Here is a 14,073-nt window from a genome sequence, read left to right as displayed (position 1 = left end):
GTGTGCTCGACCTCTTGTCGAATTCAGGCCCTAATAGGAGGTGGTCAGATCGTTCTACAACTTATACTACGGAAATTCAGGGCTTTTACGACCGGTTTAACGATCAGCGAGGATGGAGTGATCATGTTCAAGGCATCACTATGACCGGCGATCGCCGGATTGTGATCAGCCATTCACTAGAGAATAGAGGTGAAAACAGTCAAGCCTGCGGCACGATCGCCTATTCGACGCCCTGGTCGGAAGGCATGGATGCCAAAAATCTTACCTGGAAGACCGAATGTATCTTTGATTATTACCACCCCAGTATTTTGCAAGCCCATGGGAATTATATCGTTGCTACAGATAACGACGATAAAAGAGGGATAGGCAATATTCGCGTATACAATTTAGCCAATAATCAATTAAAAGAATTACCAGATCTCCGCATCGAAAAGAAAACTAATTCGGTAGGGATTACGAAGTTTGGTGATCATGGTATTTTTCTCGTTCGGTCAGATGTAGCTGAATATGCACCTTCACAATTGGAAATTTACCGCGCTGAACGTGAAATATATTCATCTCCTGGTCAAGAGAATCTTGATCCATGGGTGCCACGGTCTTTCAAATCGGTAAAGTGCGATGATTTAGATCAACCAGGTTGTAAATGGCGACTAATTAAGACTTTTGATAATGTTTGGTCATCGTCGTCTGGTATGAGCCTGATCCAGCAAACTGATCGATTGGTTTTAGCGAGTATGTTTAACCAAGGAGAAATCGATTATATTGTTCTGCATGAAATTCTTTTAGATAGTGACGTTAGAAGTGTCCCGACCGTCCGCCTGGTCACTGACACTCTAACTACAAGCGATCCGAGAAACAGAGATAGGGATCCGCGAGGCCGACCAGGTGTAATTAGTAGAAGCACTTATCAACGCCCTGAAATTGTGGAAGTGGACATCTTTGATTTTAGAGCTTCAGATGTTTTTCCGAGGGATGCGAGAGCAGGCATAAATCTAGGACGAACCCAATTTGAATCTTTTTTAATGCGACCAAGTTGTCGATTCGGCTGTAGCCTACAAGTCATTGATGGAGATCTTTACTACATAGCAGCAGCACGAAATATATCTGTGGTACTTGGCAGCCGCGACTGGTTCGAGTTTTCCGTACATAAGGTTCCGTAAAGCGATGATCTCCCAATCGGAGAACGAGCATACCTTAGATAATTTTAACGCTGCTAAATCGGCATCAAACGGATTTACTTAGTATGGGCTTGTATCTTCTAAGTCACGTGAGGATCAAGATACAGAGCTCAGCAATGCAGTGATGCTATTTCCTAGTGAAACCTTAAACTAAACTTCACCTGGTTCCCGTTAAATAGGTGATATTTTTTTGCTGTTTATTGCCCCTTGCCACCGATGAAAATTGTCATGTTCTCGATTAATCCCCTGTTTGGCGATCGCGTGCTGGGGGGCGCACCGAAACAGATTAAAAATATTTCGGTGTATCTGGGGGAAATGGGGCATGAGGTGGTGATTCTTTCGACCCGTTGTGCCGATAGTTGCGTTGAATTTCGCTGGCATGACAATGTGCTGGTTAAACCGATTTTGCGGTTCCATCAACCCTTTCCACAGCCCTACGCCATCCCCGCCTACGATATTGCAAACATGATGCAGGATGTGGCAGCCCACCTCGATGGGGCGGATCGCTTTTATATGCACGACGGCGAATTTCTCTTTCCCTATGCTTACCAGCACATTCCGACGGTGGTAGCCCTGCGGGATAACGTCTATCCGGAAACGATCCTTGGGGGATTTTTGTTTCAGGGCGATCGCCTGATTGCGGTGTCGGAATATTCGCGGCGTTTTTATGCGGAGACGATGGGGCGATTTTTGCCGGAATTAAATGAGCGGCTATTAGTCGTTTCAACGGGCATTGATTGGGATATTTTTAAGCCCACAACCCCTAAAGAAATTTTGGCGATTGTGCCTGTTGACCCGGTAAAAGATACGATTGTGATTCATCCCCACCGTCCTGAACCCAGCAAGGGTTTACCTCAAACAATCGCCGTCGCCGATTTACTTGTTCATAAATACGGCATTAAAAATTTAAAAGTGTTGGTTCCCCGCTGGTTAGAAGTGGGCCTTTCGCCAGAGGTGGCAGCTTTTTATCGGGAGATGGAAACGGAAATTAAAACCCGCAATTTAACGCAAAATTTCATTTTTCATGAATGGATTCCCCAGTCGTTAATGCCGCAATATTACAGTTTGGGTGCAGTCACCTTTGGCTTGGGTAATTTTGTTGAATCTTTTGGTAATTCCCCCTATGAATCCTTGGGTTGTGGAACCCCAGCGATTGTGTCCCGTGTCTCGACCCATCGGGAATTGTTGCCTGATCATTTAATTGATAAAGTCCATTTTGGGGATGCGAAAACAGCGGCGGCGATCGCCGCGCAAATTATTATAGAAAAACGCAAAACTTCCCCCGAAACCCTTGCCTATCTCCATGAAAATTACGGCGTACAAAGCCAACTCGAAGGCTATGCCCAAGCGATTTTAAATGCAAAATGTCGTGACCCCCTCGCCTATCGCTATACCCCAATCACTGAAAAGACCTGCTACCGTTTGCCATCGTGGTGTTACCTCTGGGAAGGGGGCATTTACCATGATTTTTTCGCCAAACACCAAACCATTCCCACACTGCAAACTTTGCTCAGTGAATATCCTGAAGGGTTTACCCAAAAAGAGGCGATCGCCAGCGGCATTTCCCCCACACAGCTTGAAACTTGGTATCGTGACGGTTATCTAATTGTCCAATAGTCCACGATCTCAGCACTGATAATCTAACTGAAACTTAAAAAATAATTAATGCATTTCAAGATGGAAAAAATTCATAGCAATTTAATATCAGCTGGATCTGCTTGTTGACATTTTTAGACTGTAACTGAGTTGAGAGTTACTATCAATTACCACAGAAACTGGAGGCGTCTTTTTTACATTGTGAAGTTATTTTTTTTAATTTCAAATCAAAAAATATTTGTTTCTTTTCCATAAACGAAGCCATAAGAAACATCGCTTGATATTATAAAAGGTAGCCCCCAAAGAATTAACATACAAAAGTTTGTTTTTGTGGCTCACCATCGCCGCTATTGTTTCGCCTGTGTGCCATGTCAGCAGCACGTCCGCTTCGGTTTTCAACACCTGAAATTATCGCCAGTTTGCTGCATCAACCGGTTATTGTTTCGCCTGATCTATCTCTCATCGCATTGAGCGATCGCCTTTGTGCCGATCCTCAGCTTGTTGGTGTGCTGGTTATGGCTAACGAACAGCTCCTTGGCACCGTTTCTCCTGGGGATATTTTACGGGCGATCGCCCAGGGGGAAAATCCCCAAACGGCCACCGCCGCAGAGATTATGCAACGGCCCGCCCCGACCTATCCCGTGGCCGCCCTCGACCAAATCGAATCATTATGTCAATACTTCGCCGAGCAGCAGCTTGCTTGGCTGGCCCTTGTAGATGAGCAAGGGAAACCAGTGGGAATCTTGCCTGGCGATCGCCTCGCCGAATTACGCCAACACCTCGACCCAGAACCAGCCGCAGCACCGGAATACAGTCACCATGAACTGAAATTTTTTGAAGAAATTCTTGAAAATGCCTTTGCTGGCTATTGGGACTGGGATTGTATCAACAATATCGAGTATCTCAGCCCCAGTTTTAAGCGGATGTTTGGCTATGCAGATCACGAACTGCCTAACCGCCCAGAATCCTGGCAAAAACTGATTTTTCCCGAAGATCTCCAGAAAGTTAACCACAACCTGCAACAGCACATTGCTAGCCACGGCGAAATGCCCTTCTGCAACGAAGTCCGTTATCGTCACCGAGATGGCTCCACTGTCTGGGTGCTTTGTTCTGGTAAGGTCATCGAATGGGATGCACAAGGTCAGCCGCTGCGTATCATTGGCTCCCACATTGATTTGACTCCCTACAAACGCTTTGAAGAACGCCTCAAACGCAGTGAAGCCTCCCTCCAGGAAGCCCAACGCCTCGCCCACATTGGCAGCTGGGAAGTCGATCTAGCCACTGGTCATCTCTCCTGGTCACCGGAATTGTTGCGGATGTTTGGTTTAAATATGGCCCAGGGGCCACCCACCTACGATGAACATTGGGCCTTAATCCACCCCGATGACCAGGAACGCCTCAAACGCTGCGTTGAAACAGCGATGCGCACGGGCGAAAGCTATATGGTGCAATACCGTGCCCAACTGACCAATGGCCAAATTTTCTACCATGAGGCGAGGGGGAGTAGTCAAAAAGATGCCTCTGGCAAAACCATCCGTTTTTTTGGAACTGCCCTCGATATTACGGAGCGGGTCTTGGCAGAACAGGCTCTCCGGGAAAGTGAACTCCGTTGGCAATTTGCCCTAGAGGGTTCTGGGGATGGGGTCTGGGATTGGAATGCCCAAACAAATCATGTCTTTTTCTCGCGGCAGTGGAAAGCGATGTTGGGCTACGGCGAGGCGGAAATTGGTGACACCCTGATGGAATGGGAAAGTCGTGTCCACCCAGATGATTTGGCAATGACTTATCAAGCCATCCAGGCTCACCTTGATGGCCAGACAGAAACCTATCGCAGTGAACATCGGGTGCGGTGCAGAGATGGTTCCTACAAGTGGATTTTAGACCGGGGCAAGGTGATCGAATGGACGCCGTCAGGGGAACCCCTGCGGATTATTGGTACCCATAGTGACATTGGCGATCGCAAACAGGCGGAGCAGGCGTTGATTGATGCCAAAGAAGCAGCAGAAGCGGCCGCCCATGCCAAAAGTATGTTTTTAGCCACCATGAGCCACGAAATTCGGACGCCCATGAATGGCATTATCGGAATGCTCAATTTATTGCTCTATAGCGAAGAGCTCACCACAGAACAGCAAGAACACGCCCGCATCGCCCTTTCTAGCGCCGAATCTTTACTGATCTTGCTGAACGATATTTTGGACTTCTCGAAGATGGAAGCCGGTAAGCTGCAACTAGAAACGGTGGATTTTGATCTCCATCAATTTTTTGAAAATTTTGCCAAGTTGATGACGTTTGCGGCCCAGGAGAAAGGTCTCAATCTCATTTTTGATTTACGGGGTTTGCGGCACGGTTCTATCCAAGGGGATCCTGGGCGTTTACGACAAATCCTGACGAATCTGGTAAGCAATGCCATTAAATTTACCAACCAAGGGGAGGTGATGATTCGCTGTCAAACGGAGCGGGTTGGCGATCGCCTCGATTTTACCTGCTCAGTGACGGATACTGGCATTGGCATCGCCGCTGAGAAATTGAACGATCTTTTCGAGCCTTTTACCCAGTTAGAAGCAGGAACCACCCGGCGTTATGGTGGCACGGGTCTCGGTTTGGCGATTACCCAGCGTCTTTGTCAAGTGATGGGGGGCACCATTGAAGTGGTTAGTACCCCAGGGGAGGGGAGCTGTTTTACCTTCACCCTAGGGTATGGGGCGGGGCGTTCTCAACTGTCGCGGATGACCGCCGATAGCTTGCAGGGATTAGAGATCCTCATCGTCGAAGAGCAACAAACCCAACGAGAAATTTTGCGCGATGAGCTCCAAGCCTGGGGCGCCACTGTCCAAGCCGCAGCCAATGGCCAAGAGGCGATCGCCCTTTGGCAAACCCAGCCCCCCACCACCGCAACGCCCCTCCTGATCTTGGATCATTCCCTGAGGGAGATCGATGCCCTGACCCTCGCCCAAAATCTCCAACAGCTTTACCCCCAAAAAACCTGCCAGTTACTGCTGCTCACCACGTTTCCCTACAGTCCCACCGATCCCCAAAGCTTCCCCCAACTCACGGCAACCCACCACCTCGTCAAGCCGATTTTATCCCGTCCCCTGTGGCAGGCTTGTCGGCGTTTCTGTGAAAATTTCGCCCAGCCAAACGCTAGACCCCCAGATTCTGGCTCCCAACCTAGTGCAAGCAAACAGGGCCAAAAAATCTCGGCCCGCCTCCTCCTCGTGGAAGATAACCCCGTCAATCAAATTATTATTCGGGGCCTCTGCCAACAGTTTGGTTTTTCCGTCGATGTTGCCCCAGGGGGCACAGAAGCCCTACAAATGCTCCAAGCAACCCCTGAAAATCAGCCCTATCGTTTAATTTTGATGGATTGCCTCATGCCCAAGATGAATGGCTTTCAAACGAGCCAACATATTCGCCGGGGTGGCGGCGGCGATCGCCACCGGCAGATACCGATCATTGCACTCACCACCACCCTAGGAGAAGCCAACCAAGAGCAGTATTTGGCAGCGGGCATGAACGACTACCTCAGTAAACCCCTCAATCCCCAAACCCTCCGAGAAACCCTCAATCACTGGTTACAGGAACAGTCTCCGACGGGCTAATTTGATTTTTCGCCCAGAAAACAAAAAAAGCACCCCGGAGGGTGCCCAATGCAGATAATGAATTTTTAAAAGGGTTCAGGAAAAATTACATCATTCCCATGCCAGGCATTCCCATGCCGCCCATGCCACCCATACCGGGCATACCACCACCCATGTCAGGGGCGGGTGCTTCGGGTTCGGGCTTCTCAACGACGAGGGCTTCGGTTGTGATCACCATTCCAGCGATGGAGGCTGCATTTTGCAGAACAGAACGGACAACCTTCGCCGGGTCAATGATGCCAGCGGCAATCATATCGACATATTCGCCAGTGGCCGCGTTGTAGCCAACGTTGAAGTCACTGGTACGAACCCGTTCTACAACCACAGAACCTTCGGCACCCGCGTTATCAGCCAATTGGCGGAGGGGCGCTTCTAGGGCGCGGGAAACGATATCGACACCGAGTTTCTCTTCGTCGCTACTGAGGCTTGCCTTTACTTCAGCGACCTTTTCAGCGAGGTGAATTAGGGTCGTGCCACCACCGGGAACAATGCCTTCATCGACAGCGGCTTTGGTGGCATTTAGGGCATCTTCGATGCGGAGTTTGCGGTCTTTGAGTTCAGTTTCAGTGGCTGCACCAACTTTGATCACAGCGACACCACCAGCAAGCTTGGCGATTCGCTCTTGGAGTTTCTCCATGTCATACTCGGAGTCGGTTTCAGCCAGTTGCTTACGGATTTGGCTAACGCGGGCGTCAATGTCAGCTTTGCTGCCGCCACCGGAAACGATGGTGGTTTCTTCCTTGCTGATGGTGATCTTTTCGGCATTACCGAGCATATCAAGGTCAATGGCTTCGAGGCTGAGGCCCACTTCTTCGGAAATGACCCGACCGCCGGTGAGGACAGCGATGTCTTGGAGCATTTGCTTACGGCGATCGCCAAAACTGGGAGCCTTGATTGCGGCGGCATTGAGGACACCACGGGCTTTGTTCACAACGAGGGTCGCCAGGGCTTCCCCTTCGAGATCTTCAGCGATGATCAACAGAGGACGACCGGAACGGGCTACCTGTTCAAGGGCGGGCACGAGGTCGGCGATCGCCGAAATTTTCTTGTCGGTGATCAGGATGTAGGGATTTTCAAATTCAACGATTTGCCGTTCCTGATCGGTGACGAAATAGGGGGAGATATAACCGCGATCCAGTTGCATCCCTTCAACTACATCCAGTTCGGTGGCGAGGGACTTGGACTCTTCAACGGTGATCACGCCATCTTTGGTGACTTTGGCCATGGCTTCGGAGATCATCCGGCCTACTTCTTCGTCATTGCCAGCAGACACAGCGGCTACCTGGGCGATCGCCTCTCCTTCAACGGGCTTGGCGATCGCGGCAACTTCCTTCACGAGGAACTTCACTGCCGCATCGATACCCCGACGCAGGGCCACAGGGTTCGCCCCAGCCGTCACATTTTTCAAACCTTCGCGGATCAACGCTTGGGCCATAACGGTGGCAGTGGTCGTGCCATCCCCAGCACTGTCATTGGTTTTCGCTGCCACTTCCCGGATTAACCGTGCCCCCGTATTTTGGAGCGGATCACTGAGTTCAATATCCTTCGCAACGGTGATCCCATCGTTGACAATTTGGGGCGCACCATACTGCTTTTCGAGGAGTACATTCCGACCCTTGGGGCCGAGGGTGATTTTTACCGCATCGGCAAGGGCATTAATCCCTGCTTCGAGGGAGCGTCTAGAGTCATCCTTGAAAGAGACAATCTTAGCCATAGGAGTTTGCGTTATAAAGTTTTACGTCACTAGCAAATTTAGCACTCCTAGGGGGCGACTGCTAATGTTTTCTGGTTTCGGCGATGCAAACGGGCCAAAAGCTTTTAAAAAAGGCTTTTCAAGCAATTTGTCTTTTGTGGCTACATATTTTCTTTAAAAAATCAAGTGAGGGATCTCATACCTTTCCCCCCAATGAACCGAAACCCCCCGCACGAAAAAATCACCATAACTAATCACTAATAGAACACACATAGTCCAAGGCCTGATCAATGCCAAAGGAACCGACGGGTCTGTATGTATAGGGATCAGCAATATAATCCGTTTCTAAAATGAGCGCAGCAACCCTAGTTTTACAATTTGCACTGAAGCGACGATAACCAGCTGAACTGCGAAAATCAAAATTAATGGCATCACCATTTCGAGAAATTGTATTGGTGCCAACCCACTTATAACCCTCGTCATATCCACCCATGAAATGTCTTGAATTCGGGAGTTTTTCCCATTGCACTCCCTCGTAACAATTCTCAATCCAGACAAAATTGTGATCCTTGCATATTCCATTTGGCGAAGGGCGATTTATTTGAGCAACGAGTATTTCTTCTCCTTCGGAAGATTGCGGATTTGCCCAGGTGGCTTGAGAAGAAATGTTCCAAAATAAAGATGATGAAATAAATAAAGACAATGCTTTTTTTGTATTCATGTTCATGGTTTAAGTTGAATATGCAAAAAGATGTGCAAAATAGTATGGTAATCAAAACTTGGATTGAGACTACAGATAATCAAATGAGTTTAAAATCATTTCAGCAACCCCAGAATTTCCGCGATCATAAACCGTCACTTGTACTGAATTTCTATTTGAAGAACTAATCACACCAATAGATTGCCCGGTGCCATCGACGCGATACATACTAATCTGATGGCCATTTCGATTAATTCGATTCACATCAGGAGTTTGACCAATTGTCCACATGAGTTCTGCATCAAAAATAGCATTTATATTGATACCCAAGGAACGATATTGAGTCGGATTTTTTTGCCACAATTGATATTCTTCTGGACTAAGAATCAAAATATTGACATCATTATACCGATTGCCTTCAACGTACTTTACTCCTGCCCCCTGAGTTACTGCTCTGTAACCGAAAGGAATCTCAAAGGAAGTTAGGCCAATATTTTCTAGCCAAGGCCAGCGATATTCAACGGTCCTGGTAGATGCTTGGGAAATATACTGTAAACCTTTCCAAGATAAAGTGGAACCATTTTCGATTTCTTTGCTTTTAGATGCTTTATATAGACCTTTATTAAGCGCAAGACTTGTTGATTCTGTTCCATAGGATTGTCTAGGATTACTTATAGAACAGGCAAAATCTAATGCCCGACCCCAAAAATCACCGACCGGGTCATAACTACTAGAGCCGTAGTGTGAAGCTAAGATAATTGCATAAACTCTAGTTTTACAATTTGCGCTAATACGAGAATATCCAGCAAAACCGCCATCATGATGATCGAAATTTATAGCATCACCATTTCTCGAAATTGTATTAATGCCAACCCACTGATAGATATAGTCCCCGAAATGGTAGACATTTCGGGCTGGAGAGCCTAGATTTTTCCATTGAACATTTTCATGACAATTTGGTAGAACCCTCGGATAATTACAAGAACCCTTTGAGGGTGGAGGCTCAACTTGAAATAGAAGTTTTTCACCTGTGACGGGAAGCTTTAGAGTTGCGAAAACAGCTTCCGGCTTTAAGCCCAAAAATAAAATTGATAGAGTTATTAAAGATAAAATTTTGTTCATTCTTCTAGACATATAGACAATCAATTAAAAAAACTATTTTTCTAAATAAAACAACCTAAAAATATAAAAAATTTTCTCCTTATTTAACATCAATACTACAAAGCAATGCAATCATAACTCTGCTCGATGGGTGAGCCAATGCTTAACCCAGCTTCGGGGCCACGCAGCCCAAAAGTTATGCTTCCGTTTGCATTGCCGTAACTAGGCGCATTTCCCACTAATCTTGGGAGTTGATACGTTTTCCCATCGACATTAATGACAACTTCTCCGGTATGAGGCCCAGGATTTTCATCGTAAAAGGAAGCCTCTAGTTGTGTAATTCTGCCGCTTGAAGTGGTGCATCTGTATGTCGATTGGGCAACAGGTGTTCTGGTAGATCCTTGGGAGATATCTTTCCGTGGAGAATTATTTATGCCAATTTCTTCGAGAAACTGTTGATATTCTTCTAAGGACATCCCTGCAGAGGAACCAGGATTAACAATATTTTCAATGGTTTTCATGGTTTGTTGTTGCTGTGTTTCAGATAACTCGTCAAATCCAGGTTGAGATGATAAAAAATGCTCGACCGCACCCAGGTAATTTCCGTTTTTGAGCTCGTTTACGGCCATAGCGAGATCAATTGTCATCATGAGATATTCAAAAGCTTCGGCAACATCGAAATATTCGAATTTTCCGTAAATCAGTCCCATCGTATTCAAAATTGTCGGGGTGTAATCTGTAACGGCTTCGGCAATTTTTTGTAAAACCAACTGAGCATCCTCGGAATTTAAGCTGGCGATCGCCTGATTAAAAGTTTGATTAAAAGCCGGATTAAAAGAAGGCAACCAGGGTTGTCGGCGTACCAGTTCAAGCGTGCCACAGCTTTCTGTCGTGACGATACCCTGAATGCGATCGCCACCAAAAGCCACTGTCCCCCGCAAGTCGACCGTCATATAATTACCAGGGCGTTGAAGCCATTGGGTACCCTTGAGAACCAGTTGGTCAGAACCTTGCAGCGAACCCCTCATCCGAAAAGAGCCCGTTGGCACCCCCGGATTATTCGGATGGGCCGAAAAATTAAACGTCGCCTCAACATTGCTAGCACTATTTGCGTCGATCTCAAGGCGGAGCTTGGTCAACCCCTGGCGGCAATAATAATATCCCTCCCAAGTGCCCGTCAGAAATGCTAATTTTTCCCCCAGACTGAGGTTTTGTGCCACGACTAAAGGGGCAACTGGGGAATACTGAGAGATCACATCAGTGGCGGTACTCACGCGGGGGACTGTTGCTCCCAGTTCAGTGGCAGTGGCCAGCACTAGGCTGCTACTCCAGAGGGCAACCTGGATGGAATTTAAGGAAAATCGGGTGAGGCTATTTCTCATGGTCGTTATGGCTCGGATAGTTGATAATTTGGTGGGCCTAGAAAGCATCATGCTGTGGGACAATACCCTAATAGAAAGTCCCTTGTTCGCTGTTTGGAATACTCACTTCAACCTTGTCTGCAGCCCTTGGGTTCCAAGTCACATCCATCTCTAAAAGTTCATTACCTGTAGAAAAATCACTGGTCGCAAGAAAGTCCCAATCTGGCAGGATTTCTCCGGTCGTAATACTGTCAAGACCGACAATATCAGCCGTAATCTTAAACTCAACAGGATAAGCCAAACCAGAATAAGTCGTCACTTGGTTGCCCCTTATGATGCCGGAGTGTTGACTATCACGAAAAGCTAAAGCACATCGAAATGAACGATTCAGACTGACACAGGCAAAGTAAATATTATTGGCCATACTTGCTAGGGAAATGCCGAAGATAGAGATTTCATCGGCGGGTTTAACGTTGAGATTTTCTACGGTCACATTCACCTGGGGAAGGAATTGAGCGGCCAACTCTGGATAAAAAAATTCGTTGGAAAGAAGATAAGCATCATTGAAAAAGTTTGTTATGGATTGCAATTCCCTGAAGCCAGCTTCGCAGATTTCCTGGTAGGCATCAGCTCCCCCTTTTTCTGAGAAGGCCTGTTTTACAATCTCAGCAAATTTAGATTGACTTACCTGATTGGAATTCGACATCGAGGAACAGGCGGCCAGTACACCCACAAGTCCAACGCAAAGCAGTATTTTTGGGGTGGTGGTACGAAAAGTCTGAGTCTGCATTATCGGGTTCGCTCCAAAATCGACATGAAAGCACTATCTATTGCGCTACTTGAGATGTTTGTTTGGATAATCTATACTCAAAAAAAATTCATTAAAGAGTATTTAGTGGACGAATTCTAGATAGCAAAGAAGTAATAGCTTCAACGTCTAATGTGCAATCACAGCCAATATCTACTTTAAGAAGTTTATTTTGCCCTGTGACATTACCAAGAAAGTGATAGGTATAGCCTCCGTCTGACACAATAATATGGCCAGACAAGTGGCTATTTTTGTATTCCATTACATGTGAACCCCTATAGCCAGCAGATTGTATGGCTTGTTGCCTCAAACTTAATGAAGAATTTCTATTGACCATACTTAAGATTTCGCGATAGGAACCAGAACCCCCAATACCGCCGCGTGCAACACACTGTACCACTTTAAAAACATCAGGATGTAAAATTTCAACGCTGCCATCTTGCCGTAGCATCGTCCTATAATTTTCAGGAATATCCACTTTTATACCGAATCGTTCAAGTACAACTTCCCGAAAAGAAGAAGATCTTCGTTCTGTTATTTCATAATTACATCTAGAATAAAATTGTGCTTTTACGGAGGAAATTAAGATACTTGACAAAGTCGTTGGCAGCAATAGCAAAAACAAGGCTCTGGTCTTCATTTTTATACATCCAATATGTATTAGAAATTAACAAAAAAACAATCTCAAAAAAGTGAGTTTGTAGAAAATTTAGAGATGAAGTTATAGGACTTAACAAGTCTCAGTCAGCACACCAAATGAAACTTTTTGAAAGATTTTTAAGAAAAAAACTTTTCCATAACTTATTTCTACTATTTTTGTTGACCATTGGTTTAGGGCGAGTAATAGTAGCCCCACTTTCCTAATCTTGAATCATCGGAATTTACCCATGTAAAAGCCTGTATAGTACCGTCAGAAAAATAACCGAAAAGTATCTGCCCTTCATAAAAATGTTGGTACTCAACCATGCCTACTTGCGAACATGCAGTCGTTATCTGAGAAGTTAATGTTGTCAAAAATTGAGGCGAACTCATGACACCATACCAGATCTTTTCAGGATCACCAGTTAGCCGAAATCGTACCTTTTGAGGACGTTCTGTAGGGTAACCGTAATATTCTTGAGAGAAATTACCATTTCCCAAAAAAACTTTGGGTTGAACCCTGCCCAAAACAGGACTATTAAAAGGAACAAATGCTCCTTTAGTTGCTAATTCTTCACTAACGGATGTAATCGCTTTTTGACAACCTTCATTTGGACGTGACTGTGCTTTAACAGAGGAAGTAAAAGTACTCGACAAAATTAAAAATATCAATGATGGAAGTAAAAATGTAATCTTCATTTAATTTATATGCATCTAAAAAATTATGTAAAACAAAACTATTTGCAAGAATTACAAATAACGTCAAAAAATAATTTATGCATCAGAAATCGATTTTATTGTTTGAAAATATTTTTAAGTTTGTTTGGCGGCTAGTTATAACATTCTTCGTACCAGGAAATCCTGTCATAATTCGAGCAGTTAGAAGCTTGTTTCCGATGAATGGCTTTACCTTCTGGAGAAACAGCAAAGGAAGCGATACAATCAGATTGCGGTATGCAAAATGTTACTACAGCTACATTATTACAATCTCTCATAATCATGTTGGCCCAGAAATTCATCAAAACAGGAGAATTCAATATGTTACTGATGCGATTGTAACTAGTTTGGGAGAATCCAGTATTAATGTTGTCTCCTGTTGATGGCCATGGAATAACCGTTATTTCATCGTTTCGAGTAGTTGGATTACCTCGACGGTTATTCGCACTATTTTGGGTCGTTTGAAAAAAAGTCTTTTTTGCTCCTTTTTCAACAATCTCATTATCGACTTTATTGATTGTATTTCGACAACTAGAGTTGGATTGCGCTCTAGTTGCAACAGGTACATTAATTAATAAAGTCATAAAAATCAATGCCGGAGATAATAACTTACTTTTTATTTTCATTTTATCTCTTCTTGTA

The 14,073-nt window shown here is 45.5% G+C and carries 11 protein-coding genes; 3 read left to right on the top strand and 8 right to left on the bottom strand.

Features of this window, described 5'->3' with window-relative positions:
• Window positions 1-140: 140 nt before the first annotated feature.
• From AWQ24_RS00855 to AWQ24_RS00845, 3 genes are all read left to right on the top strand, one after another.
• Window positions 141-1,160 carry a hypothetical protein gene (locus tag AWQ24_RS00855; protein WP_157096813.1) on the top strand — a complete coding sequence of 340 codons (1,020 nt, stop codon included), beginning with the start codon at window positions 141-143 and terminating at the stop codon, window positions 1,158-1,160.
• 234 nt (window positions 1,161-1,394) lie between these two features.
• Window positions 1,395-2,795 carry a glycosyltransferase family 4 protein gene (locus AWQ24_RS00850; RefSeq protein WP_065715744.1) on the top strand — a complete coding sequence of 467 codons (1,401 nt, stop codon included), beginning with the start codon at window positions 1,395-1,397 and terminating at the stop codon, window positions 2,793-2,795.
• 347 nt (window positions 2,796-3,142) lie between these two features.
• Window positions 3,143-6,373, top strand: coding sequence for a PAS domain-containing protein (locus AWQ24_RS00845; protein WP_157096812.1), 3,231 nt, complete (start codon window positions 3,143-3,145; stop codon window positions 6,371-6,373).
• An 85-nt stretch (window positions 6,374-6,458) separates the two neighbouring features.
• Here the strand turns inward: AWQ24_RS00845 and groL are convergent, their stop codons facing one another.
• From groL to AWQ24_RS16160, 8 genes are all read right to left on the bottom strand, one after another.
• Window positions 6,459-8,126 (bottom strand): chaperonin GroEL, encoded by a 1,668-nt coding sequence (gene groL, locus AWQ24_RS00840; protein WP_065715742.1) that lies wholly within the window; start codon window positions 8,124-8,126, stop codon window positions 6,459-6,461.
• Window positions 8,127-8,355: 229 nt separating this feature from the next.
• Entirely contained in the window at window positions 8,356-8,832 is a 477-nt protein-coding gene (locus AWQ24_RS16180) for a hypothetical protein (RefSeq protein WP_157096811.1), read from the bottom strand.
• Window positions 8,833-8,895: 63 nt separating this feature from the next.
• Window positions 8,896-9,927, bottom strand: coding sequence for a hypothetical protein (locus tag AWQ24_RS16175; RefSeq protein WP_157096810.1), 1,032 nt, complete (start codon window positions 9,925-9,927; stop codon window positions 8,896-8,898).
• A gap of 95 nt (window positions 9,928-10,022) precedes the next feature.
• The gene (locus AWQ24_RS00825) at window positions 10,023-11,288 is read right to left on the bottom strand and encodes a hypothetical protein (protein WP_065715739.1); all 1,266 of its coding nucleotides are present in this window, start codon (window positions 11,286-11,288) and stop codon (window positions 10,023-10,025) included.
• Window positions 11,289-11,355: 67 nt separating this feature from the next.
• Window positions 11,356-12,057, bottom strand: a complete 702-nt coding sequence (locus AWQ24_RS00820) for a hypothetical protein (protein WP_065715738.1) — start codon at window positions 12,055-12,057, stop codon at window positions 11,356-11,358.
• A 91-nt stretch (window positions 12,058-12,148) separates the two neighbouring features.
• Window positions 12,149-12,715: a hypothetical protein gene (locus AWQ24_RS16170; RefSeq protein ID WP_157096809.1), complete on the bottom strand. Its 567-nt coding sequence runs from the start codon at window positions 12,713-12,715 to the stop codon at window positions 12,149-12,151.
• A gap of 191 nt (window positions 12,716-12,906) precedes the next feature.
• Entirely contained in the window at window positions 12,907-13,413 is a 507-nt protein-coding gene (locus tag AWQ24_RS16165) for a hypothetical protein (protein WP_157096808.1), read from the bottom strand.
• Window positions 13,414-13,544: 131 nt separating this feature from the next.
• A complete protein-coding gene (locus AWQ24_RS16160; RefSeq protein ID WP_157096807.1) occupies window positions 13,545-14,057 on the bottom strand; it encodes a hypothetical protein in 513 nt (170 codons plus the stop codon).
• Window positions 14,058-14,073: the final 16 nt, after the last annotated feature.

This window comes from Picosynechococcus sp. PCC 8807, assembly GCF_001693295.1.
Taxonomy (GTDB): Bacteria; Cyanobacteriota; Cyanobacteriia; order Cyanobacteriales; family MRBY01; genus MRBY01.
The sequence above is the reverse complement of the archived record's forward strand: the minus strand, read 5'-3'. Positions and strand labels throughout refer to the sequence as shown.